21 protein-coding genes and 1 pseudogene are annotated in these 25,007 nt (G+C 56.3%); 16 read left to right on the forward strand and 6 right to left on the reverse strand.

What is annotated here, in order from left to right; genetic code table 11:
- Positions 1-181 precede the first annotated feature (181 nt).
- Positions 182-805 carry a helix-turn-helix domain-containing protein gene (locus tag OKF39_RS08400; protein ID WP_028012518.1) on the forward strand — a complete coding sequence of 208 codons (624 nt, stop codon included), beginning with the start codon at positions 182-184 and terminating at the stop codon, positions 803-805.
- Here the strand turns inward: OKF39_RS08400 and OKF39_RS08405 are convergent, their stop codons facing one another.
- Together OKF39_RS08405 and OKF39_RS08410 are read right to left on the reverse strand one after the other, a co-directional pair.
- The gene (locus OKF39_RS08405) at positions 806-1,444 is read right to left on the reverse strand and encodes a hypothetical protein (RefSeq protein WP_049136635.1); all 639 of its coding nucleotides are present in this window, start codon (positions 1,442-1,444) and stop codon (positions 806-808) included.
- Positions 1,444-3,009 (reverse strand): ExeA family protein, encoded by a 1,566-nt coding sequence (locus OKF39_RS08410; RefSeq protein WP_479983667.1) that lies wholly within the window; start codon positions 3,007-3,009, stop codon positions 1,444-1,446. The genes OKF39_RS08405 and OKF39_RS08410 overlap by 1 nt, the downstream gene beginning before the upstream one ends.
- A gap of 301 nt (positions 3,010-3,310) precedes the next feature.
- Between OKF39_RS08410 and gspC the strand changes: the two genes are divergently transcribed.
- The 15 genes and pseudogenes from gspC (at position 3,311) to OKF39_RS08485 (ending at position 19,553) form a co-directional block, all read left to right on the forward strand.
- Positions 3,311-4,042, forward strand: coding sequence for a type II secretion system protein GspC (gene gspC, locus OKF39_RS08415; RefSeq protein WP_041910664.1), 732 nt, complete (start codon positions 3,311-3,313; stop codon positions 4,040-4,042).
- Positions 4,043-4,055: 13 nt separating this feature from the next.
- On the forward strand, positions 4,056-5,990 hold the full coding sequence (gene gspD / locus OKF39_RS08420) for a type II secretion system secretin GspD (protein WP_048959671.1): 1,935 nt from the start codon (positions 4,056-4,058) through the stop codon (positions 5,988-5,990).
- Between the two features lie 14 nt (positions 5,991-6,004).
- Positions 6,005-7,482 (forward strand): annotated as a pseudogene (gene gspE / locus OKF39_RS08425) (type II secretion system ATPase GspE).
- Positions 7,482-8,690 (forward strand): type II secretion system inner membrane protein GspF, encoded by a 1,209-nt coding sequence (gene gspF, locus OKF39_RS08430; protein ID WP_479983668.1) that lies wholly within the window; start codon positions 7,482-7,484, stop codon positions 8,688-8,690. Before gspE ends, gspF begins: the two are co-directional and overlap by 1 nt.
- A gap of 3 nt (positions 8,691-8,693) precedes the next feature.
- Entirely contained in the window at positions 8,694-9,143 is a 450-nt protein-coding gene (gspG, locus tag OKF39_RS08435) for a type II secretion system major pseudopilin GspG (RefSeq protein ID WP_028012525.1), read from the forward strand.
- The gene (gene gspH, locus OKF39_RS08440) at positions 9,143-9,628 is read left to right on the forward strand and encodes a type II secretion system minor pseudopilin GspH (RefSeq protein ID WP_028012526.1); all 486 of its coding nucleotides are present in this window, start codon (positions 9,143-9,145) and stop codon (positions 9,626-9,628) included. The genes gspG and gspH overlap by 1 nt, the downstream gene beginning before the upstream one ends.
- Entirely contained in the window at positions 9,621-9,998 is a 378-nt protein-coding gene (gene gspI, locus OKF39_RS08445) for a type II secretion system minor pseudopilin GspI (RefSeq protein WP_028012527.1), read from the forward strand. Before gspH ends, gspI begins: the two co-directional genes overlap by 8 nt.
- Entirely contained in the window at positions 9,995-10,630 is a 636-nt protein-coding gene (gene gspJ / locus OKF39_RS08450) for a type II secretion system minor pseudopilin GspJ (RefSeq protein ID WP_479983669.1), read from the forward strand. Before gspI ends, gspJ begins: the two co-directional genes overlap by 4 nt.
- Positions 10,627-11,637: a type II secretion system minor pseudopilin GspK gene (gspK, locus tag OKF39_RS08455; protein ID WP_069732566.1), complete on the forward strand. Its 1,011-nt coding sequence runs from the start codon at positions 10,627-10,629 to the stop codon at positions 11,635-11,637. Before gspJ ends, gspK begins: the two co-directional genes overlap by 4 nt.
- Before the next feature lie 15 nt (positions 11,638-11,652).
- Positions 11,653-12,786 carry a type II secretion system protein GspL gene (gene gspL / locus OKF39_RS08460; protein WP_479983670.1) on the forward strand — a complete coding sequence of 378 codons (1,134 nt, stop codon included), beginning with the start codon at positions 11,653-11,655 and terminating at the stop codon, positions 12,784-12,786.
- Positions 12,783-13,268: a type II secretion system protein GspM gene (gspM, locus tag OKF39_RS08465; RefSeq protein ID WP_045261799.1), complete on the forward strand. Its 486-nt coding sequence runs from the start codon at positions 12,783-12,785 to the stop codon at positions 13,266-13,268. Before gspL ends, gspM begins: the two co-directional genes overlap by 4 nt.
- Positions 13,265-14,062 (forward strand): prepilin peptidase, encoded by a 798-nt coding sequence (locus tag OKF39_RS08470; RefSeq protein WP_047368190.1) that lies wholly within the window; start codon positions 13,265-13,267, stop codon positions 14,060-14,062. Before gspM ends, OKF39_RS08470 begins: the two co-directional genes overlap by 4 nt.
- Before the next feature lie 255 nt (positions 14,063-14,317).
- On the forward strand, positions 14,318-17,044 hold the full coding sequence (locus OKF39_RS08475) for a glycosyl hydrolase family 18 protein (protein ID WP_047368191.1): 2,727 nt from the start codon (positions 14,318-14,320) through the stop codon (positions 17,042-17,044).
- A gap of 102 nt (positions 17,045-17,146) precedes the next feature.
- Positions 17,147-17,587 carry a type III secretion system invasion protein IagB gene (gene iagB / locus OKF39_RS08480; RefSeq protein ID WP_479983671.1) on the forward strand — a complete coding sequence of 147 codons (441 nt, stop codon included), beginning with the start codon at positions 17,147-17,149 and terminating at the stop codon, positions 17,585-17,587.
- Between the two features lie 133 nt (positions 17,588-17,720).
- The gene (locus tag OKF39_RS08485; RefSeq protein ID WP_150143180.1) at positions 17,721-19,553 is read left to right on the forward strand and encodes a chitinase; all 1,833 of its coding nucleotides are present in this window, start codon (positions 17,721-17,723) and stop codon (positions 19,551-19,553) included.
- A gap of 123 nt (positions 19,554-19,676) precedes the next feature.
- Here OKF39_RS08485 and OKF39_RS08490 read toward each other — a convergent pair whose 3' ends face one another.
- The 4 genes from OKF39_RS08490 to poxB all read right to left on the reverse strand — a co-directional run bounded on the left by OKF39_RS08490 (position 19,677) and on the right by poxB (position 24,987).
- A complete protein-coding gene (locus OKF39_RS08490) occupies positions 19,677-20,690 on the reverse strand; it encodes an NAD-dependent epimerase/dehydratase family protein (protein ID WP_028012536.1) in 1,014 nt (337 codons plus the stop codon).
- A 91-nt stretch (positions 20,691-20,781) separates the two neighbouring features.
- Complete coding sequence (locus OKF39_RS08495) at positions 20,782-22,218, reverse strand: SDR family oxidoreductase (RefSeq protein ID WP_479983672.1); 1,437 nt, start codon at positions 22,216-22,218, stop codon at positions 20,782-20,784.
- Between the two features lie 10 nt (positions 22,219-22,228).
- Positions 22,229-23,230 carry a low-specificity L-threonine aldolase gene (ltaE, locus tag OKF39_RS08500; RefSeq protein ID WP_479983673.1) on the reverse strand — a complete coding sequence of 334 codons (1,002 nt, stop codon included), beginning with the start codon at positions 23,228-23,230 and terminating at the stop codon, positions 22,229-22,231.
- Between the two features lie 38 nt (positions 23,231-23,268).
- The gene (gene poxB, locus OKF39_RS08505; protein WP_041910648.1) at positions 23,269-24,987 is read right to left on the reverse strand and encodes a ubiquinone-dependent pyruvate dehydrogenase; all 1,719 of its coding nucleotides are present in this window, start codon (positions 24,985-24,987) and stop codon (positions 23,269-23,271) included.
- Between the last annotated feature and the right edge of the window lie 20 nt (positions 24,988-25,007).

Genomic DNA, 25,007 nt, shown 5'->3' on the forward strand with positions numbered 1-25,007 from the left:
CTTAAAATTATCCGGATTTAAGATAGACACATAGCTTGCTAAGTAAATCAAAAAAATATTGCTGGCGGCAGGCGTTCTTATTTTCTCCTTGAGCCTTTCATCAGGAAAAGATTGTTGGTTTTCGGTTTTAATGCCGCGGCCATGCTATGTCTAATAAATCTAATCTTAAATGGGTATAACAATGTTAAGCATTTACGGTAAAAAATTACGTCCACAACCTGAAATGGAAGCCATTATTTCTGCCACGGAAGGTTTTGAAGAGAAAACCTTAAAGAAATGGCAGAAAATTTCCACGGCTGACTCTCAGTATATTCATATTATCGTCAGCGGCGAAGTCGAATTCCGTCGTGAATCAGACGAACTCTGCATGTTTACCGTCACCGGACAGTGCGTGTTTGGCCTGTCCGCTATTTTCTATCAGTCAGCCCATATGTACGGCCTGGTCCGCGCAAACACCGTGGTACGCAGCATCAAAAAAGAGGCCTTCGCGCAGCTTATGACCGAGAAAAATCTGTGGCCTGAATTGACCAAAGTGCTCTCCTGGTACATCTGCCTGCTGAGCAAACGCGATGATGTTCTGGTCGCCCGTAGCGCCTATTCTGTGGTCCGCGAATTCCTCTACGAAATTAATGAGCTGATTGTTCACCAGCAGCGCGATATTAATATTTATGACTATATTCAGGAATATACCAACCTGGCCCGCAGTACCATTATTAAAATCCTCTCCGACCTGAAAAAAGGTCAATATATTGTGGTGGAGAAAGGTCGTCTGCTTAACCTCACCACGCTGCCTGAAAAATATTAACTACTCCAGCCGGTCTCCTTTTTTACTCAAAGGAGACTGGACGTTATCGTTATGCAACAAACTGCTTTGCGATTGATCCTGCGTTTCGTCAACCGGCGGCGCGGGAATTTTGCCTTGAGAATAATCCTGCTCTTGTTCTTTCAACGCCTGCTTAAACAATTCGGCTAACGAAGCATCTTCACTACCCGACGACGCGGTGGCGTTTTCGTGCGCCTCGGTTCCCGGCAGGGTATCACGCGACGTATCGTGCCCGACATCCTGCGGCACGGTGCTATCAGGGGCCTGTTGCCAGTCAGCATCATCGGTGCTTATCGGCAGATCCTGCATGGGCGGCATCTCTTCCCGTACCGGCGCCGGTTTAGGATGCGGATGCGGGAACGGTTTACTCACGTACACATAATGCATATCGGAAAGCTGCGTTTCCGGTTTAGCGACGCTCGCTTTTACCGGTTCAGGGGCCGGGTGGCGCAAATTCCAGTAAATATGCGCGTACAGCCCCGCCATGACCAGGGCGCACAAACCCAATACCCATAAAAAAGTATGACCGCAAATTTTTCTCAGGCTGGGGAGGCGGTACGAAAACCAGACCGCCTCTCCGGTGGTGTAGCTGCGCTGAGCCGCAAGACAGATGGTAGACATTAGGAATGCTTCTCCTGCGTGTTGGCGTCCGGTGTGGCATGCGTGGCCTGAATCAACACGCTCGGCGTGGTATGGGTTTCACGCATTAACTGCATCAGCGTATCTTCCCCTGGAATACCATCCACATGCAGATGCATTTTTTGCTGGAACTCGCGGGTGCGTTTCATCATCTCAGCCGTCCAGGTCTGAGCATGGGTTTCAGGCTGGCCAAGAGCCAGACTCAGCGCCTGATCCAGCCAGCCCATGTCTTTCGCATCGCTGGCGGCGCTGATGGCATCTTTGCCTTCCGGCGTCAGGCGATGCAGCTGGGTAAAGTTACCGGTGGCATGCTGGTTAAACCAGCTGCGGCTCACCTGCCAGGTGCGGTTATTCATCAGCAGATCCATCGAGTCATCGCCTACGCGGGCGACAACAGCGTAGTTAAGATGGGTACCGGTTTTGAGTTCACTGACCCACGGATAACCCTCCTGTGCCAGCGTATCCGGTGACGCGTTACCCTGTTTACACATCAGATTGACCTTCCCGGCGTTCTGACACAGCGCATCATCCGCGGAGGCGTCATACCCCCACATCAGGTACAGCTGGTGCATCGCATCCGGCTGATTAACCACTTCATTGTCGATAACCGGCACGACAGGCGCGTCGGCTTTTGACTTCTGTTGTTTCCAGCTCGCTGGTACGGGAAGCTGAATCGGCAGTTTTGCATTGATTGAGGCGGTTAAATACCATCCGCAGGCGGCGAACAGAACCGAGGCGAACAATCCCACGGTCGCCAGGCGCTTACCGTGTTTTTTCGCCGGGAGGATCTCGCCTGCCGCCAGGCGTAAATGACGCGGGCTGACCTGCGCTGCACGTTCGGTCCAGGCCGCGAGCATTGACAGGTGCGCCAGTTCATTCAGTTTGCTGATGTTGCCTTTGGTCAGCGCGTGCATCTTGCGCACGCGCGCCGGGGTTAGCGGCGAATTCTCGCACCCGTGTTCTTCACACTGCGCCTGCACATAGCTGAGAAATTCCCGGCAGGTCAGGGGACGCAATGTATGACGGGTATGGGCATATTCGCGAAGTTCAGATGGGTGTAAGAGGGCGGCTTCCTGATCCGCGCTGCCCATCAGCACGATGGACAGACGGAACTCCAGCTCCTGAGCACGCGTAAGCAACATCCCCAGCACCTCACGGCAGGTCTCCTTCATCGCTTCCGCGTGACGGATGACCAGGGTTTTGCTGCGGTTTTTTCCGCCCTGCCACTGATGCAGCACGGCATCCACCGCCTGAATGCGGCTCTTGCTCTCTTTCGTTCCCGGGTTGAGCTTGTACAGCAGGCTACTGGCACTCAGCTTAGGAAACGCGTTGATGGCAATGGCGCCAGGAAGGCTGGCCTTCAGCGCATCGCTGAAGTGGCCCAGCAGCGGTGCGTCGTTGCAAAAGAGCCCGATAATTCCCGCCACCTGGCTTTTCTCTTTCAGCAGGTTGAATACGTCCTGATGATAAGGCACCAGAAAATCGCCGGAGAAACCCGTGATTGTTCTGAATGGCGGTTGTTTAAATTTAAAGTGGCTCTGATACATAACGACTTACCGTCTCTGATTAGGAATAGCAACAGGACGAGAAAGTAAAGCAACGCCACAGGGTGGTCAATTTGCGCACAGGGTAAAAATATCCAGTTGCAATGACCTAACATCCCGATTTTATTTGGTCAATAGTTTTTTTTATTAAAGTTAATGGCGAAGTCGATGGTCGTATTTACGGCAGTTAATTACTATTTTTCACACATATTGGCGCAGCCCGACGCTGCTTATTTCCGCTTTGCTAAAGGCCAGATGAAAAATGAGGTTCTCATTTCTGTCACGGTGGATAACGCCTTGTATTATGTTTGTGCTGTTAATTTTTTGCGGCCAGCAAGGCTATCTGACGTTTAAAGATTATAAAAAAGTTACGAATAAGTTGGCTAAATCTGATGAACAGCCGCTGAAAAATCGTCGTGAAGAAAAGACATTTACTCTGTTCACGGCTGCGGTGCGTCAGGATAACTTACCGGCTGCCGCGAAAGCCCCGCTGGCAGCGGAAATTGAAGGAATTGTCAGCAGTGACGATGCCTGGCTCTCCTTTGCGGTGATTAAAACCCCGGCAGGCCAGCGCAGCTATCGCGAAGGCGAGCCGCTGACCGGTTTTAACGATGCCTTTATTCAGGAAATTAACAAAGACAATGTGGTGGTTAATTACGAAGGTGCTACGCAGGTACTGGCGTTAAATAAGCCTGACTATTTTAAGGGCGGCGTTGACAGCGGCCCGGTAACCAAATCGACGAAAGATGCAGGCGCGGAAAGCGTGCATCTGGATGATTATCTGGTGTTAAAACCGGTAATCGAAAAAGGCCAACTGGAAGGCTACAACATCAATCCAAGGAATGCCTCAGCGTTCTTCAGCCATTCCGGGCTGGAAAAGGGCGACGTGGCTGTGAAAGTCAACTCTGTCGATATGACCGATGAAGCAAAGGCAAAAAGTATTATTGCCAACTGGTCGAAAATGAAAGAAGCGGAGGTCGTCGTCAGACGTCACGCTCACCTTGAAAATATTCGGGTTAATGTTCTAAACAATTAACAAGTGTACAGACATGAAGAAATTTCCTTGGGCGTGCGTGGCGCTGACCGCATTGTCGTTATATTCCAGTTCGCTGCTTGCAGCCAACTTTAGCGCGAGCTTTAAAAATACCGATATCCGCGAGTTTATCGATACGGTAGGCCGCAATCTTAACAAAACCATTCTCGTCGACCCGTCCGTTCAGGGCACGGTGTCGGTCAGAACCTATAACGTGCTGACGGAAGATGAGTATTACCAGTTCTTCCTGAGCGTGCTGGACCTGTACGGTCTGTCGGTGATCCCGATGGACAACGGCATGGTGAAAGTGGTGCGCTCAAGCGTAGCCCGCACCGCCGGGGCCCCGCTGGCCGACAGCAAAAATCCGGGCAAAGGCGATGAGATCATCACCCGCGTCGTGCGCATGGAAAACGTGCCGGTGCGTGAGCTGGCACCGCTGCTGCGCCAACTGAACGATGCCACCGGTATCGGTAACGTGGTGCATTTTGAGCCGTCGAACGTCCTGCTGTTAACCGGGAAAGCCTCGGTGGTGAACCGCCTGGTGGATCTGGTGCAGCGCGTCGACAGAGACGGCATTCAGCGTCGCGAAATCGTGCCGCTGCGCTTTGCGTCCGCCAAAGAGCTCTCCGACATGTTGAACAACCTCAACAACGAAGAGCAGAAGGGGCAGAACGCGCCGCAGCTCGCCACCAAGGTGGTAGCGGATGACGAGACCAACAGCCTGGTGATCAGCGGTTCGGAAGATGCGCGCATGCGCACCCGTTCCCTGATCCATCAGCTGGATCGCGAGCAGAACAACGAGGGGAATACCCGCGTCTTCTACCTCAAATACGCCAGCGCCACCAAAGTGGTTCCGGTGCTGACCGGTATTGGCGAGCAGCTGAAAGACAAGGCGGGTGCGCCGAAGTCGAAAACCGCCACGGCGGCCAGCGATCTGAATATTAGCGCCGACGAGTCAACGAACTCGCTGGTGATCACCGCGCAGCCTAACGTGATGAACTCCCTGGAGAAGGTGATCGACAAGCTCGACATTCGCCGTCCACAGGTGCTGGTGGAAGCGATCATTGCTGAAGTGCAGGACGGTAACGGCCTGGATCTCGGCGTGCAGTGGACCAGCAAGCACGGCGGCGTGCAGTTCGGCTCAACCGGCCTGCCTATCAGCCAGATTAAAAACGGCACCATGAAGGGGGCAAGCTTCACCGGCCTGGCGACCGGTTTCTTCAACGGCGACTTCGGCGCCCTGATGACCGCGCTCTCCACCGACGGTAAAAACGACATTCTCTCCACGCCGAGCGTGGTCACGCTGGATAACAAAGAAGCGTCGTTTAACGTGGGCCAGGACGTGCCGGTCCTTGCCGGTTCGCAGACCACCAGCGGCGACAACGTCTTTAACTCCGTTGAGCGTAAGACCGTCGGTACCAAGCTGAAAATTGTGCCGCAGATTAACGACGGTGACATGATCCACCTGAAGATTGAGCAGGAAGTTTCCAGCGTTGACAACAGCGCGACGGAAGACGCCAGCCTCGGCCCAACCTTCAACACTCGCACCATTAATAACGAAGTGATGGTCCACAGTGGCCAGACGGTGGTGCTCGGCGGCCTGATGGAAAACGTTACCAAGCAGTCGGTTTCCAAAGTGCCGCTGCTCGGCGATATCCCGCTGGTGGGCCAGCTGTTCCGCTACACCTCGCAGGACACGTCGAAACGCAACCTGATGGTGTTTATCCATACCACCGTCCTGCGTGACGACGACAACTACAGCGCCGCGTCGAAAGAGAAATATGATCAGATCCGCGTTCGCCAGATGCAGCGCGTGGAGGAGAAAAAGCTCGGCATTATTGAGCCAGCGGATAACGCCATTCTGCCCGCGTTTCCGTCTGCCGACACTAAGACGGCCACCCATGCCGCACCGGTGAAAACCAGCGCGACACGCAATCCGTTTAAAGAGTAAGGCGGAGGGGCAACGTGGACGAACTGAGTAAAACACTGTGTAGCAGCAGCTACGCAAAAGATAACGGCGTTTTATTTTATAACAATGACGTCTATATCCGTGATGACACCCCGGCATTTGCACTGCTGGAAGTGCGCCGGGTGCTGGGACGCGCGTTCGTCCCGGTCACCCTCACGCCGGAAGCGTTTGACGAGATGCTGGCCAAAATCTGGCAGCAGAGCAGCGGCGTCTCGCAGCAGCTGGTGGACGATATGGACGCCGATATCGACCTGATGGCGTTAACCGAGGAGATCCCGGATAACGAAGATCTGCTCGATAACGACGAAAACTCGCCGGTAATCCGCCTGATCAACGCCATTCTCGGCGAGGCGGTGAAGGACGGCGCGTCGGATATTCATATCGAAACCTTCGAGCGCACGCTGAGCATTCGCTTCCGCGTTGACGGCGTGCTGCGCCCGGTGCTGCAGCCTGCGCGCAAGCTCGCGCCGCTGCTGGTATCGCGCATCAAGGTCATGTCAAAACTCGACATCGCCGAGAAGCGCCTGCCGCAGGATGGCCGTATCTCCCTGCGCATTGGTCGCAAGGCGATCGACGTGCGCGTCTCGACCATTCCGTCCCAGTACGGCGAGCGCGTGGTGATGCGTCTGCTCGATAAAAGCAATCTCAAGCCCGACATCAACAAGCTGGGCCTGATTGATGAAGAGCTGGAGAAGCTGAAAGGGCTGATTGACCGCCCGCACGGCATTATCCTGGTCACCGGGCCGACAGGCTCCGGTAAAAGTACCACCCTGTACGCCATTCTTCGGCGCTGAACGGTCACGAACGCAACATTCTGACCGTAGAAGACCCGATTGAATACGAGCTGGAAGGGGTGGGGCAGACGCAGGTTAACCCGCGCGTGGACATGACCTTTGCCCGCGGGCTGCGCGCCATTCTGCGTCAGGACCCGGACGTGGTGATGATCGGGGAAATTCGTGACGGTGAGACCGCGCAAATTGCGGTGCAGGCGTCGCTTACCGGTCACCTGGTCATGTCTACGCTGCACACCAACAGCGCCGCAGGGGCGATAACCCGCCTGCGGGATATGGGGCTGGAATCCTTTTTAATCGGTTCATCGTTGCTCGGTGTCATTGCCCAGCGTCTGGTGCGTCGGCTGTGTACGCACTGCCGGACCACCAGTCCGCTGGATGCCAATGAAAAAGCGCTGTTCAGCTTTATGGACGCGCCGCCAAAAGCGATTTACCGCGCGGTGGGCTGTGAACACTGCCGCCAGAGCGGCTATCAGGGCCGGGCCGGTATTCATGAGTTCCTGGTGGTGGACAGCACCATGCGCCGCGCCATTCATGAAGATAAGGACGAAATGTCCATCGAGACGCAGCTCTTTAAGCAGGCTTACAGCCTGCGTGAAAACGGGCTGCTGAAGGTGATTAGCGGCGTGACCTCGCTGGAAGAGGTGATGCGCGTCACCGCCGAGCGTGGGGGGGATGCGTAATGGCCTTCTACGCCTGGACCGCAACGGACGGCGCGGGGAAAACCCAGCGCGGCACGCTGCAGGCCGAGGGGCAAAAGCAGGTTCGCCAGTGGCTTCGCGAGCAAAAGCTGATGCCCGTCAGCATCAACGAAACCCGCGAGGCGGCGGCGTCCGGTAAAGCGAAAACCGGCGCAAAGCTCTCCACGCCGGTGCTGTCGATGTTTACCCGCCAGCTTTCGACGCTGGTCAACGCCGCGCTGCCGCTGGAAAGCGCCCTGAAGGCTATCTCGAAGCAGACGGAGGACAAAAAGCTGGCGGCGATGGTGGTGGAGATCCGCGAGAAAGTAGTGGAAGGCCACACGCTGTTCGACGCGTTTAGCCAGTTCCCGCGCACCTTCGACAAGCTCTACTGCACCCTGGTGATGGCCAGCGAAAAAACCGGCCACCTGGGCGACGTGCTGGAGAAGCTGGCGGAGTACAACGAGCAGCGCCAGAAGATGAAAAGCAAGCTGACGCAGGCGATGGTCTACCCGATTACCCTGACCGTGGTCGCCATCGCGGTCATCAGCATTCTGCTGGTGGCGGTGGTGCCGCAGGTGATCGAGCAGTTCACCCACATGAAGCAGCAGCTGCCGATCACCACCCGCACGCTGATTGCGGTGAGTGATTTTCTGCAGGCGTATGGGATCTACATCGTGGCGATCCTCGGCGGCGGGTTTGTCGGCTTTAAGACCTGGCTGAGAAACGCCAAAAACCGTTTTCGCTGGCACAGCTGGCTGGTGAACGGATCGCCGATCAAAAAGCTGGTGTGCGCCATCAACAGCGCCCGCTATATCCGCACCCTGAGCATTTTGCAGGCCAGCAGCGTGCCGCTGCTGGAGGGGATGTACATCGCGATGGACGGTATCGAAAACCTCTATGCCCGGCAGGTGCTGGAGCAGGCCGCTGATACCGTGCGCCAGGGGGCATCGCTCTATGCCGCGCTGGAACAGGCGAAATTATTCCCGCCAACCATGCTGTATATGATTGCCTCCGGCGAAGAGAGCGGAGAATTAGGCAATTTAATGGACCGCGCGGCGGAAAATCAGGAATCGGCATTGCAGCATCGAATTACATTAACGCTGTCGGTATTTGAACCGGCGCTGGTGGTATCCATGGCGACGATTGTTTTATTCATCGTGCTGTCAATATTACAACCGCTTCTGCAACTTAATAATATGGTAGGTTAAATCATGGCTTTAAAACGTAAAAACCTGGCGCGTCAGGCGGGTTTCACCTTGCTCGAATTAATGGTGGTCATTGTTATTCTCGGCGTACTGGCGAGCATGGTGGTGCCAAACTTAATGGGCAATAAAGAAAAAGCAGATACGCAAAAAGCAACCAGCGATATTGTCGCGCTCGAAGGTTCGCTGGATATGTATAAGCTGGATAACCACCGCTACCCGACAACCGAGCAGGGTTTACAGGCGCTGGTAACCAAGCCTGAAATCGCGCCAATCCCGAACGGCTACCGTGCTGATGGCTATATCCGTCGCCTGCCGCAGGACCCGTGGGGCGGAGATTATATTCTGGTTAGCCCGGGCGAACACGGCGCGGTCGACGTCTTCTCCGCCGGTCCGGACGGTGAAGCCAATACCGCCGATGATATTACGAACTGGTCTCTGGATAAGAAAGAGAAATAATGAATAAACAACGCGGCTTTACGTTGCTGGAAATTATTCTGGCGCTGGTGATATTTGCCAGCTGCGCCATGATGGTGGTGTCAACCATACCCTCACGCAGCGGTGCGGATATATTTGGCCAGCAATTAAAAGCCCTCGTTGATTATGGTTCAGACCGTGCGGTGATGGACGGAAATATCGTCGGGCTGGTCATCACGACGGATAATTATCAGCTGGTGACGCTCGAGGATAAAAACGGCGAACGTCACTGGGTGCCGTTATCCGCCGGGCGTATTACCACCAAGGGCGATTTCCCGGAAGAGATGCACGTTTCGCTCTCGCCCCAGCGCCTTGCCGCCACGGTAAGCGCCGATCCGCAGGTGCTCTTTTTACCGGACGGCGAAATCAGCCGCTTCACGCTGACGCTGCAAAGCTATGACAAACAGCACCATTTCCGCGTGGTGTCGCAAGGCGCTGCGCCTGTATCGGTAGAGAACGATGGCTAACGGCAAAAAGCAAAAGGGGATGACGCTGCTGGAGGTGATGGTCGCGCTGGTGATCTTCTCCACCGCCGCGCTGGCGCTGATGAACTCCGTCTCCCTGAACGTGCGTTTCACTCACGGCCTGGCCGATACCCTGCAGGCCAGCTGGGTGGCGGAAAATCAGCTGGCGGAAGCGCAGCTCACGAAAACCGACTTCCCGGACGCCGAGGCGCAGGGGACGGAAATCATGGGCGGGCGCAGCTGGAACTGGCGCAAGCAGCGGGTGAAAACCGCCGACAACGGCTGGGCGAACGCCATTCGCGTCTACGCGGAAGGGGACGACAGCCAGCCGGTTATCGCTTTGCAAATCGTTCCGCCGGGAGAGAGCAAGTGAAAAAAACGCGACGCCAGCGCGGGTTTACCCTGCTGGAGATCATGATTGCCCTGACGATATTTGCGGTGATCAGCACCCTGGCCTGGCAAATTCTGGACGGCGCAATGCGCACCAGTTCGGCAACCGACGCCAGCGCCGCGAAGCTCAATCAGCTGCAGCGGGCCTGGAATCTGATGGAGCGCGATTTCTACCAGCTGCAGGCGCGCGCCCCGCGTAACGAGCCGGATCTGTTTCGTCAGGTGGATGATGCGCTTGAGCTGACCACGCTGAATGGCGTGAGCGGAACGATCCAACTGGAGCGTGTGCGCTGGCGCCTGGAAGAGGGGCGTCTGTATCGCGACGTCTGGCCGGTGATTGATGGCCCGGTGGACGAGAAGCCCGATGAAGTGCCGATTGTCAGTGAGGTGAAATCGCTGCAGTGGCGTTTTTACCGTCAGGGCTGGCAGAAAAGCTGGAGCGACCCGGCGCATCTGCCGGACGGCGTGGAGCTGACGCTGACCATGGAAAACGGCGATACCTGGCGCTGGGTCTTTACGACTCCTGGCGATATGCCTGAAGCGGCGGCGCCAGCGCCCGCCGCTGCGCCAGAGACCGCGCCTGCGCCGTTGCCGGCACCGGAAGCAAAATCATGAGTGCATTACGTAAACAGAAAGGGGTAGCGCTGCTGGTTGTGCTGATCCTGCTGGTCATGATGTCGGCGCTGGCCGCCAAAATTAGCCAGCAGTTCTGTCGCAATCTGCAGAAAACCCATTATCAGGTCAGCCAGCAGCAGTTGCGCTGGGCGATGCAGGCGCAGGAGAAGGTGGTGAAGGACCGCCTGCAGACCGACGCCACCGGTGAAAACAAGGCTCTGAACCTTGACGGCGACTGGCACCAGCCGCTGGAGACGCGGGGCGAAGATTACACGGTGGTCAGCCAGGTGGAAGACGCGCAGGACTGCTTTAACGTCAATAACCTGCTGGCCGCAGAGAAAATACCACAGGGGCAAAACGCGCCCGCCGTGCCGGAAAAACCGCGCAACGAGCAGATTGTTGAACAGATCCTGACGGAAAGCGGCATCAGCCACACTACGGCAGAAGAGGTGTATCAACAGCTGGTGGACTATCTCGATGGCGACGCGACGACGGCCAAAGACGGTGCAGAGAGCGATGCCTGGGCGGGCGTCTTGCCCGCCCGACAGCCCGCGAACCAGATGATGCGCACCATTGCGGAGATCAAACAGCTGCCCGCGTTTCCGGCGGCGGCATACCCGAAGGTGAGCAAACTGCTGTGCGCGCTGCCAGACACCGCCAGCAAGGTGGATGTGAACACCCTGAAGCCGGAACAGGCCGCCTTACTGGCCGCCCTGTTCCCGGGAAAACTGACGGAAGATGACGCGGTTCGCCTGATTGATTCGCGTCCTGAAACGGGCTGGGAAAATATGGAAACCTTCAGCAAAGCGCTGGAGCAGACCTTCCCGCAGTTGAAAGACGACCTCCCGCAGGTGGCTGAGTTTCTCTCCATCAGCAGCCGGTATTTCCGCGTGAATTATACCGGCAATACCGATGAATTAACGCTTCGCGTGGTTAGCCAGCTTCAGGTGAATAACGAAGCCGGTGAGATCGTGACGTGGCAACGTCGTTACCGAATGATTGAATAAGAAAAGTAGATCGCTATGAAACAGGTACTTTTTGTTCGTCCCGATAACCGCGAGGGCGGGAAAATAATGGGGTGTGTCTCCGGCAGCCAGCAGGTTGAGACGCTGGAGAGCCTGGACGCGCTGGCGGACCACCCACTGGCGGCCCGTGTTTGTCTGCTGCTGCCCGCCAGCAGCATGATCTTCCGCCATTTTACGCTGCCGAAGAAAGTCGCCTCTCAGGCGACGGCATTCTCCTGGATGGCGGAAGAGACGCTGATTGGCGAGGTGGATAATCTCCACTGGACGGTGCTGAACAAAAAAGGCGCTGAGGTTGATGCGGTGGCGATAGACGCCGATCTGCTGCGCGGGTGGTTAAGCCGCTGTCAGGAGGCGGGGTTAAAAGTGATCCAGGTGCTGCCGGATGCCTGGCTGCTGCCCGTGACGGCTGGCGGAAGTACTCTTGTCGCTCAGGACGACGGCTACTGGCTACGTTTATCACCGCATGTTGCCAGCGAAATGGAAGCGAGCCTGCTGCCGCTTCTGATGCAGAAGGCCGGAGAGAGGGAGGTGTGCTGTTACGGCGAAGCGCCTGCTGGTGTGGACGTCGACATTGCCCAGCCCTGGCAGCATCCGTTGGTGCTGATCCAGCCGCAGTGGCAGGCGTGTCGCGTGAATCTGCTTCACGGTGAATTCAGCCTTAAGGCCGGTAACGGGCGCGTCGCGAAAAGCATGAAAGCCGCAGTGGCGATTGCGGGCCTGCTGTCCGTTGGTCTGCTGCTGGGGCCGCGCGTTGCGATGGCCTGGATGCTGGTGCAGCAGGAAAACCAGATACAGGAGGAGATCCTCCAGGTGTATAAGCACCATTTCCCCAGCATGCGTCACCAGACCAATATCAAATATCACTTTGGTCAGAACGTCAAAAAACAGAGTAAGGGGATCTTCCTTCAGCTGGACGAGCTGGCGGCCGCCCGGCAGTCAGTGCCTGCGATGGAAATCGATCTGCTGGAATACGATGCGCAGCAAAACACGCTGACGCTGAGCGTCAGCGCGCAAAACCAGCCCGCGTTGCAGGCGTTTGTTAACCAGACCCGTGAGAATTTCGATTTTACCTTACAGCCTGTTTCAACCACCGAACCCTATACCGCCATGATCGCAGGGAAACATAAATGAAAGAGCGAATCGCGCAGCTGAAATCACGCTACCAGAACTACAGCGCCCGGGAGAAAGTTATTTTAAAACTCTGCATCGTTGCCCTGCTTGGGGCTGCGGTGTATTACGCAGGAGTCATCCCTTTGGATAATATGATTCAAAATAGTAAATCGACGCTTAAAAGACAAAAAGAGACGCTTAACTGGATGCGCAATGAAATTGATAAAAATCATCTTCAGGTTCAGTTAGTCAAAACGGATAATCCACGCACGGTGGTCGAGAAAAGCGCCAATGAAATTAACCTGTCGCTGACGGACGTGCGCCAGGAAGGACAAACTTTATCGTTCGTGGTTAATCGGGTAAATGTTTATGAATTAAAAAACTGGCTGCGCGAAATTAATCAGACCTCCGGCGTCAGATTGCAAAAAATAAACCTTACGCCGGTTGACCATCTCAGCGATGTAAAAGCGCAGGTGCAGCTCACCTGGGCAAAAAACGCATGAATACCTTCTCGCTGATCCGGGAGGCCTGCCCGGTTAGTTTTCCGATAATGAGTGCGATCCTGGGCGGGATTATGGGCAGTTTTCTTGGCGTTGTTGCCGAGCGCCTGCCGGGGATCGTGATGGATGAAGAGGGAAGCGGCAATCTGCTCTTTCCTGCTTCGCACTGTCCGGTGTGCCAGCACACGCTTGCTGCATGGGAAAATATCCCCCTGGTCAGCTGGCTGTTGTTACGGGGACGCTGCCACCAGTGCGGCACGACCATCCCGCTGCGGTTATTTTTGATCGAATTTTTCTCGGCGCTGTTTTTTGGCGTTACGGCCTGGTGCATGCCGGACGTTCAGGGGGTGTTTTCGCTGTGGTTACTCGCGCTGTTTTTACTGCCTCTGGCGATGATCGACTGGCAGCATCAGCTTCTCCCGGACTGCCTGACCCAGCCGCTGTTGTGGGCAGGTCTCTTACTCCATGCATTTGACCACAGATTGCCGTTGCAGGACGCGCTGTTCGGTGCGGTAGCGGGCTATCTGTCGCTCTGGCTGCTTTACTGGGCCTTTCGCCTGCTGACCGGGCGGGAAGGACTGGGCTACGGCGATTTTAAGCTGCTGGCGGCCTTAGGTGCCTGGTGCGGCTGGCAGGCGCTGCCTTCAATTGAACTTGCCGCAGCGTTGAGCGGTATCGCGGGCTATTTCGCGTTAAATAATTTAAATAAAAATAACCTCACTATTTCTTTCGGACCCTATCTGTCATTTGCTGGAATAGTCGTGTTTATTGGGCAGCAGTTTGCTTTCATATTTTAAATATACAGGTCAAGTTTTTTTATAAGTTTTTTTGACGGTGGAAGAGAAGGATGTCTCTTTGCGCTCAGTGTATCGTAAAAGATATAAGCTACACGGAATTTGGGCTTGTATCTTTTTATGGAGGAATACAACGCAGCAAGACGTTTTTTGTCACGGTTTTCAGGTTGGTTAAATACGCATTACGCAAATAGACTCCATGCTCTCAAGGAAGACATGGATTATTACGTTACGAATAAATTTATCAGGAAATAAAAAATGAAATTTATGAAGCCTAAATATCTGGCGCTTTTTGTTGCAGCCGCAACAAGCTCAGTATTTGCAGCGGCGCCGGGTACACCGTCAATTACATCAGGCAATGATAAGTTTGCGCTGGTAGAGGTAGATCAGGCGGCACAGGACTACAACAACCTCATCAAAGTGCATAAAGATGGCGTTGACGTGAAGGTGGAGTGGAACGTCTGGAGCGGCGATGCCCCAACGTCTGCAAAAGTTTTGCTGGACGGCAAGACCGTCTGGACCGGTGCGGGTAGTGCCGCAGGCTCTGCGACCTTTAAAGTGAAGAAAGGCGGACGCTATCAGGAGCAGGTTGAGCTGTGTAACGACAGCGGCTGCACCAAGAGCGCCAGCAAGCTGATCATCGTGGCGGATACCGACGGTAGCCACCTGCTTCCTCTGAACACCCCGCTGCTGGAAAACAACAAAGCGTTCGCGCAGCACACCGATAAAGTGGTTGGCGCTTACTTCCCTGAGTGGGGCGTGTACGACCGTAACTTCTCGGCAGACAAAATTCCTGTCGCGAACATTAACCACCTGCTGTACGGCTTCATTCCAATCTGTGGCGGCGACGGCATTAACGACAGCGCCAAATCCTCCGGCGCGCTGGAGTCTCTGAAACGCGCCTGTCAGGGCCGCCAGGACTACACCGTGGCGATCCACGACCCGTGGGCTGCGCTGCAAAAACCTCAGCAGGGCGTAAGCAACTGGGACGACCCGTACAAAGGCAACTACGGCCAGCTGATGGCGATGAAAAAAGCCCATCCTGATCTGAAAATCCTGCCATCCGTAGGCGGCTGGACTCTGTCTGACCCGTTCTATCAGATGGATAACAAAGTGCTGCGCGACCGCTTCGTTGCGTCCGTTAAAGACTTCCTGACCACCTGGAAAGTGTTCGACGGTGTGGATATCGACTGGGAATTCCCGGGCGGCGGCGGTGAGAACGCCAAGCTGGGTAACCCGCAGACCGACAAAGCAACTTACACCGCGCTGATGCATGACCTGCGTCAGATGCTGAACGAGCTGTCTGCGGAAACTGGCCGTACCTACGAGCTGACCACGGCAATCGGTGCAGGTAAAGATAAGATCGAAGACGTGGACTACAACACCGCACAGCAGTACATCGACCATATCTTCCTGATGAGCTACGACTTCTACGGTGCGTGGAGTAATACCGATTTGGGTCACCAGACCGCGCTGTACGGTGCGTCCTGGAAACCAGATACCAACTACACCACCGATAACGCAGTGAAAGAGATGCTGGCGCAGGGCGTTCAGCCTGGCAAGATCGTCGTCGGTGCGGGCATGTATGGCCGCGGCTGGACCGGCGTTCACGGTTACACGGGTGACAATCCATTCACCGGTACCGCGACGGGTCCAATCAAAGGGACATGGGAAAACGGTATTGTTGACTACCGTCAGATTGTAAACCAGATGCTGGGCAAACCAGGCTGGGAATACAAATACGACGAAGCAGCAGAAGCGCCGTACGTGTTCAACAAATCCACCGGTGAGCTGGTGACATACGATAACGCCCGTTCCGTCAATGCGAAAGGCAAATACGTGCTGAGCAAAAACCTGGGTGGTTTGTTCGCATGGTCTATCGAATCCGATAACGGCGATATCCTGAATGCCATGAACGAAAGCCTGCTGGGCGGCAGCTCTACGCCTGTTGAGCCGGTTGTAACCAACCATGCGCCGGTCGCTTCTGCAACCGACATGACGGTAACGGGCCCGGCGACTGTCACGCTCGACGGCTCAGCCTCCAGCGACCAGGACGGCGATGCGCTGACCTATAAATGGACGCAGGTTTCCGGCGCCACCGTGACCCTGGCGAACAGCACCAAAGCGAAAGCCAGCTTCAGCGTACCGGCCGTGACCAGCGATCAGAACCTGGTGTTCCGCCTGACCGTGACCGACGCGAAAGGGTTGAGCAACGCTATCGACGTACAAGTAGTGAACAAAGCGCCTAAGGCCAACCAGGCTCCGGTGATCAATGCCATGGAATCCGTTACCGTTGAATCCGGTGAAGCGATTTCTCTGCATGCACAAGCCTCCGATCCTGATGGCGATGCGCTGACCTACAGCTGGAGCGTACCGGCTGATATGAACGCAACGGGTACCGATACTGCTAACGTTCGCATCACTGCGCCAGAGGTGAACAATACCTCTTCTTACACGCTGAGCGTTGTTGTGACGGATGGTAAAACCAGCGTGCAGTCTAACGTGCAGGTGACTGTGAATCCAAAACCGGCTGACGTAACGCCACCGGCTGATGAGGTGACCCCTCCGGCTGACGATGTGACCCCACCAGCTGACGATGTGACCCCTCCGGCTGATGATGTGACTCCGCCATCTGACGAAGGTTCTGCAACCGGTAGCTGCGACGCGCCTGTCGATGCTAACGCCAGCAAATATGCTGCGTGGGATGCCAGCAAAATCTACAACAATGGCGATACCGTAAGCTTCGACCATCTGGTGTGGAAAGCGAAGTACTGGACGCAGGGCAACCAGCCTGGCTTCGGTGTGGATGCATGGGAACTGGTGAGCAACGTGAAGATGAACTGGCGTTCTGACCTGGTCTACAACGGCGGTGATACCACCACTTACCAGGGCAGCGTTTACCGTGCCAAATGGTGGACCCGTGGTGATAACCCGGCTAACAGCGACGTATGGGTAAAAGAAGGCGCAGCAACAGACTGCAAATAATCTAGCCCAATAAATGCTCCCCCCTTATTGGGGGGAGCAATTCAAACTTCATTTTACAGGATGTTGGCCAGGAGAAATAACCGCAAATGTCAGCAGGTAAAAATGAAAAAGTTAATATTGTTGTTATTGATAATAAGCCAAAGCGCACTGGCAAATTGTTGGGACAGAGCTGCGTATTATTATCATGTCGATCCTTATTTGCTCTACGCCATTGCTAACGTTGAATCCGGGATGAACCCGTATGCGGTTGGGCAAAACCACGATGGCACTCGCGATGTGGGATTAATGCAAATAAACAGCTCGCACTTTACGGAGCTTGAGAGCAAAGGCATTGATGAATATCAGTTGATGGCCGAACCCTGTACCTCAATTATGGTGGGAGCGTCAATTCTCTCAAACATGATTAAGGTCTACGGCTATAACTGGGAAGCGGTGGGAGCTTATAACGCCGGGTTGAAAAAAGAGAATTATCCGCAGCGTATGATGTATGCCCACAAAGTCTGGAAAAAATATCAGGAATTGAAATTAGCAGCGCGTTATTAACGTTTTTTATTTTTGAAGAATTCCTTTTGGTGTTCTTCGAAAAGTGAAAACAGCTGTCTGTGGTTTATTTATTAATGGATTAATACATAAACCGGGATTCTTTTTTTAATCTTAACGAAACAGGAATATTGAAATGAACAAAAGGACGTTACTGAGTGTACTTGTTGCTGGTGCTTGCGTTGCACCTTTTATGGCGCAGGCTGCCTCTTTGCAGGCGACCACCGGCGAGCCGTACACCATGAAAGCCAGCGATCTGGCGAAGAAAGAGCAGGAGCTCACTAACTTCCCGCTGATGACCTCCGTTAAAGAGACGATTCAGACCCTTGATAACGCGCAGGTCGAAATGATTGAGCCAGGCCGTGCGGCGAACCCGGACAACGTTAAGCGCGTGGAAGGGATCGTGAAGGCCAGCGACTGGGATTATCTCTTCCCGCTGCGCGCTCAGGCCTATACCTACAGCAACTTCCTGAAAGCCGTAGGTAAATTCCCGGCGCTGTGTAAGACCTATAACGACGGTCGCGACAGCGATGCGATCTGCCGCAAAGAGCTGGCCACCATGTTTGCCCACTTTGCCCAGGAAACCGGCGGCCACGAAAGCTGGCGTCCGGAAGCCGAGTGGCGTCAGGCGCTGGTCCACGTGCGTGAAATGGGCTGGAGCGAAGGGCAGAAGGGCGGCTATAACGGCGAATGTGACCCGAAAGTATGGCAGGGCCAGACCTGGCCGTGCGGTAAGGATAAAGACGGCGACTTCCTGAGCTACTTCGGTCGCGGCGCGAAGCAGCTGTCCTACAACTACAACTACGGTCCGTTCTCCGAAGCAATGTACGGCGACGTGCGTACCCTGCTGGATAAACCTGAGCTGGTGGCGGATACCTGGCTGAACCTGGCGAGCGCGATCTTCTTCTTCGCCTACCCGCAGCCGCCAAAACCAAGCATGCTGCAGGTTATCGACGGCACGTGGCAGCCGAACGATCATGATAAAGCCAACGGTCTGGTCCCTGGCTTCGGTGTGACCACCCAGATCATCAACGGCGGCGTAGAGTGCGGCGGCCCGACTGAAATTGCTCAGTCTCAGAACCGTATCAAGTACTACAAAGAGTTCGCGAACTACCTGAAAGTGCCTGTTCCGGCCAATGAAGTGCTGGGCTGCGCCAACATGAAGCAGTTCGACGAATACGGTGCCGGCGCCTTGAAGATCTACTGGGAGCAGGACTGGGGATGGAGCGCGGATACGCCAGACGGTAAGACCTACTCGTGCCAGCTGGTGGGCTACCAGACGCCGTTCAGCGCGTTCAAAGACGGCGACTATACCAAGTGCGTGCAGAAGTTCTATAACGTCAATATCGTGAACGATGACGGCTCTGCCGTAACGCCGGACGAAACCCCGGTAACGCCAGCGCCAACGCCAACGCCTTCAGAAGATGAAACGCCGGCACCAGCTCCAGCGCCAACGCCGGATGAAACCCCGGCTGAACCTGTTGCGGTGAACCACGCACCGGTTGCGCAGATTGCGGGTCCAATCGGTGCCGTTGAAGCGGGCGCACAGGTTTCTCTGAGCGCGGAAGGCTCTACCGACGCGGACGGCAACAAGCTGACCTACACCTGGCATTCTCAGGATGGCCAGACTGTGACCGGCGAAGATAAAGCGGTGGTGACCTTCAAGGCGCCTGAGTCCGCAACGGCGCAGCAGATTGAAATCAGCCTGACCGTCAGCGATGGCGAGCTGAGCAATACCACCACTTACCTGCTGAACGTGAAAGCGAAAGCGGCAACGCCATCAGGTGACGAAGGTGCTTACCAGGCGTGGAGCGCGAACAGCAAGTACAACGCAGGTGATATCGTGAACAACCACGGTAAACTGTTCCAGTGCAAACCGTTCCCGTACAGCGGCTGGTGTAACAACTCCCCGGCATACTATGAACCAGGCGCAGGTCTGGCATGGGCTGATGCCTGGACGGCTCTGTAAAAGCAAACGGCAACCGAAAGGTTGCCGTTTTAGTATCTGCACTTTCCCCTCACCCTAACCCTCTCCCCGGAGGGGCGAGGGGATGTAGGCCCGGTAAGGCGAAGCCGCCACCGGGCAAAAAGGCTAGCGGTGCAACTTCCCGTGATCCCGTAACCACGCCGCCGTGCGCACAATGCCTTCATCCAGCGTCACAATCGGCTTATACCCCAGCTCAGTCTCCGCGCGCGTGATATCCAGCGTAAAATCAAAGTTAAGCTTCGATACGCCGTAGTGCGTCAGCGCGGGCTCTTTGGCGGATTTACTGCCAAAACGCTCCATGCTGCGGGCGATCATGTCCAGCATCGGGTAGGGCACGGAACGGATACGGCAGTCGATCTGCAGTTCATCAATCAGCCGCTGCACGATGCTGCGCAACGTGCACGGTTCACCGTTGGTGATGTTATAGGCGCGACCGGAGATAAGCTTATCGCAGTCCGGCTGGCTTGCCAGCCACATGGCGTGGACGGCATTTTCGTAATAGGTCATGTCCACCAGCGCATCGCCGCCGCGCGGCAGCAGCACGCTGCCGTAGTGGTGCATCATCTGCGCCAGACGCGGAATAAACACTTTGTCGTGCGGTCCGAAGAGGCTTTGCGGGCGCAGGACGGTAAAACGGGTATGCGGGTTTGACTGCGCCAGCAGGTCGATCACCTCTTCGCTGGCCGCCTTGCTGCGGGCAAACTCGCAGGCAAAGCGAGCAGGGCGGAAGTCTTCCTGCACGTCGCGATGGTGGTGATAATCAAAATAGAGCGACGGGGAGGAGATATGGATAAAGTTACGCACGCCCCAGGCGACGGCCCATTCGCCCAGACGACGCGTGGCGCGCACGTTGGCGAGATCGAAGGCTTCCTGGGTTCCCCACGGGGAGGTAAAACTGGAGCAGTGCCACAGCGTGTCGATACCGGCGAGCATCACCTTCGCCTGCGAGGAGACCAGCTCCGTCAGGTCGGCATGGACGAACTCCGCGCCCATTTTTTGCAGCAGTTTCCCCATCGCTTCGTTGCGACCGGTGGCCCTGACGCTGATGCCCTTGTTGCGCAGAAATTCGACCGCATTTCGGCCTAAGCCGCTGGTCGCCCCGGTAACCAGTACCTTCATATCAATCCACTGTGTTGAAAAGAATTTCGTGCGCATTCTTTCGTGAATTACGATGTGTTGCAATGGGAAAGGTGAAAGAAAGAGGGTTTTATTAACTTATTTTCGTCTTTTGTTCTGCCAGTTGCGCAATGCGTTTTGCCATTCCCCGGAAGATAAACAGATGGGCGGGGATCATAAACAGCCAGTAGAACAGACCCGGCATCCCGTGTGGGTGCCACCAGGCGCGAACGTCCAGTTCCCGATGTTCGCCTTTGTCCTTAAGCGTAAAGCAGAGCCGCCCCAGCCCCGGCGCCTTCATGCCGAACAGTAGCGCCAGCTGTTTTTCCGGCTCGACGACGATCACCTTCCAGCTGTCGACCGCATCGCCTGGCTTAAGATACGGATGCGCCGGGCGGCCTTTCGCCAGCCGGTGACCGACCAGCAGATCCATCGCACCGCGCGTCTGCCAGAGGATATTGCCGAAGAAATAGCGCTCTTTGCCGCCGATCTGGTTCACCACCTCCCACAGCGCGTGAAGGCTGGCAGAGGTTTTTACCGTGCAGCCCGCCTGCTTCGGGTAATAGCCGTACTCGGGGCGCCAGCGGGCAAAGGCCTGCGCGTCGTAGCCCCAGTCGCTGGAGTTCACCAGCTTCTCTTCTTCTTTCAGCGTATGGCGCACCGCGTCGTCAAAGCGGATCAACGCCTGGGGGATCAATGCGCGCAGCGCGCGATCGTCCGCCAGCAGATCGTGCTTTAGCCCCTGGATCAGTGCTTTGGCGGTCGTTGGCGGCACGGAGGTGATGACATTCAAAAACCACACTGAAATCCAGCGGGTCGGGAAGGGGATGGGGATCAGCCAGCGGCGGCGTCCGCTGACGCGCATGAAATGTTCGAACTGCTCCTGATAGCTCAGCACTTCCGGGCCTGCCGCCTCCAGCACGCGGTGTTGCTCTGCCGGGTGATCCAGCAGGGCCACCAGATAGTGGAGCAAATTCTCCAGCGCAATGGGCGTGGTGCGCGAGCGTACCCAGCGCGGCGGGGTCAGCACCGGTAGGTTGTAGACCATATCGCGCATTACTTCGAAGGCGGCGGAACCCGCGCCGACGATGATCCCGGCGCGCAGTTCGGTGACGGGAATATTCGCCCCGCGCAGCGTGTCTGCCGTCAGCTGGCGGGCGCGCAGATGGTCGGACTGCTCGTGTTCGGGTGCCTGGAGCGAGCTTAAAAAAATCACCTGCTTAACCGGGGTTTGCAGCAGGGCATCGCGGACGTTCATCGCCACCTGACGCTCGTGGGCGATAAAATCCCCGCCTTCGCCCATGCTGTGGACCAGGTAGTAAAGCGTGTCGACCCCTTCCAGCAGCGCGGGGAGTTCCTTCGGCCAGTTGAGATCGACGTTGTGACAGGTCACGCCAGGCAAACCAAGCTTTTGCAGACGCTCGGTATTGCGTGCCGCTGCCCGCACCTGATGCCCCTGCTGGCTTAATGCAGTAGTGAGGTGCTGACCGATATATCCGCTGGCGCCAAGCACCAGAATACGTTGCGGCACGTGATACTCCTTAACCCTGTAAAAACGCCTGCCAGTGTTTTACCACGTCCGCCAGCTGTTCGCGGCTCACGTCGAGATGCATCACCAGGCGCACGACCGGGGAGGCGTTGATCAGCACGCCACGCGCTTTCATAAATTCACCCAGCGCAGCGGCGTGCTCGTCGCCCACGCGCACAAAAAGCATGTTGGTGTCGTGACGCATCACGTCCGCGCCGATCTCGCGCAGCTGCGTTGCCATCCACGCGGCGTTGTCATGATCGTCCTTGAGGCGTGCCACGTTATTTTTTAACGCGTACAGTCCCGCAGCCGCCAGAATGCCCGCCTGACGCATGCCGCCGCCGGTCATTTTACGCCAGCGGTTGGCGCGCTTGATGTAGTCTGCGCTGCCGACCAGCAGCGAACCCACCGGCGTGCCCAGCCCTTTTGAGAGGCAAATGGTGAACGAGTCGCAATATTGCGTTATCTCTTTCAGCTCGCAGCCGTACTCCACCACGGCATTGAAAATGCGTGCGCCATCGACGTGCAGGCCGAGCCTGCGCTCGCGAGTGAATTCCCACGCTGCTTTCAGGTATTCGCGCGGCAGCACTTTACCGTTGTGGGTGTTTTCGAGGCTGAGCAGCCTGGTGCGGGCGAAGTGAATATCGTCAGCTTTGATTTTTGCCGCGACTTTATCCAGCGGCAGGGAGCCGTCCGGCGCGGCGTCAATCGGCTGCGGCTGGATGCTACCGAGCACCGCCGCGCCGCCAGCTTCGTACAGGTAGTTATGCGCACCCTGGCCGACGATATACTCTTCGCCGCGCTCGCAATGGCTGAGCAGCGCCACCAGGTTAGCCTGCGTGCCGGTCGGCAGGAACAGCGCGGCCTCCTTGCCGCTCAGCTCTGCCGCATAGCGCTGCAGTTCGTTGACCGTCGGGTCATCGCCGTAGACGTCGTCCCCGACCGGGGCGGCCATCATCTCTTCGAGCATGGCGCGGCTCGGGCGGGTAACGGTATCACTACGCAAATCAATCATTTCACATCCCTTTATTTTAAGAGGTCATGCGAAACGTTTTACCTGAGCCAGTTGGTTTTTGCCAGTTCGATCACTTCGTCACCGCGCCCGCTGATGATGGCGCGCAGCATGTAGAGGCTAAAACCTTTGGCCTGTTCCAGCTTGATCTGCGGCGGGATCGCCAGCTCTTCTTTGGCGACGACGACGTCAACCAGTACCGGACCGTCGATGGAGAAGGCGCGCTGCAGGGCTTCATCCACCTCTGAGGCTTTCTCCACGCGGATGCCGGTGATGCCGCACGCTTCGGCGATGCGGGCAAAGTTGGTGTCGTGCAACTCGGTGCCATCCGTGAGATAGCCTCCGGCCTTCATCTCCATCGCCACGAAGCCCAGCACGCTGTTGTTAAAGACCACGATTTTCAGCGGAAGCTTCATCTGCACCACCGACAGGAAATCCCCCATCAGCATACTGAACCCGCCGTCGCCGCACATCGCCACGACCTGACGCTCCGGTGCCGTCGCTTTTGCCCCCAGCGCCTGCGGCATGGCGTTGGCCATTGAGCCGTGGTTGAACGAGCCGAGCAGGCGACGTTTGCCGTTCATCTTCAGGTAGCGCGCCGCCCAGACGGTTGGCGTGCCGACATCGCAGGTAAAAATAGCGTCGTCGTCCGCAAAATGGCTGATCTGCTGCGCCAGATACTGCGGATGAATGGCTTTGTCGCTCGGTTTGGCGAGGTCGTCCAGCCCCTTGCGCGCGTCGCGGTAGTCGCTCAACGCCTTATCAAGGAATTTGCGGTCGGTTTTCTCTTCCAGCAGCGGCAGCAGGGCGGCAAGGGTGGATTTAATATCGCCCACCAGCGCCATATCGACCTTGCTGTGCGCGCCGATGCTGGCCGGGTTGATATCAATCTGAATGATTTTGGCATCCGTCGGATAGAACGCGCGGTACGGGAACTGGGTGCCGAGCAGGATCAACGTGTCGGCGTTCATCATGGTGTGGAAGCCGGAAGAAAAACCGATCAGCCCGGTCATGCCCACATCGTACGGGTTATCGTATTCGACGTGCTCTTTGCCGCGCAGGGCGTGGACGATCGGCGCTTTAAGCTTTCCGGCAAATTCCAGCAGCTCTTTATGCGCGCCCGCACAGCCGCTGCCGCACATCAGGGCGATATTGCTGGAGTAGCGCAGCAGCTGCGCCAGCTTTTTCAGCTCCTCTTCGGCTGGCGTTACCACCGGCTGCGGAGCGTGATACCAGTGGGTGCTGGCCCCTTCAGGCGCAGCCTTGAGCGCCACGTCTCCCGGGATAACGACCACGGAAACGCCACGGTTTAGTACGGCTTTGCGCATGGCGATCGCCAGCACCTGCGGGATCTGCTCCGGGGATGAAACCAGCTCACAGTAGTGGCTGCATTCACGGAACAGCTCCTGCGGATGCGTCTCCTGAAAATAGCCGCTGCCGATTTCGGAAGAGGGGATATGGGCGGCAATCGCCAGCACCGGCACGTGGTTACGGTGGCAGTCGAACAGGCCGTTGATCAGATGCAGGTTGCCGGGCCCGCACGAGCCTGCACACACGGCCAGTTCTCCTGTGAGCTGCGCTTCAGCACCGGCGGCGAAGGCAGCGACCTCCTCATGACGGGTCGGCATCCATTCGATGGTTTTCATCTTGTTCAGGCTGTCGCTAAGCCCGTTCAGGGAATCGCCGGTCACGCCCCAGATACGTTTTACGCCAGCCTGTTCGAGCGTTTTCGCTATATATGCAGCCACGGTTTGTTTCATGGTTGTCCGTCTCCTTTTTG

This window comes from Enterobacter cloacae complex sp. HYC042_NIDB (assembly GCF_056673315.1).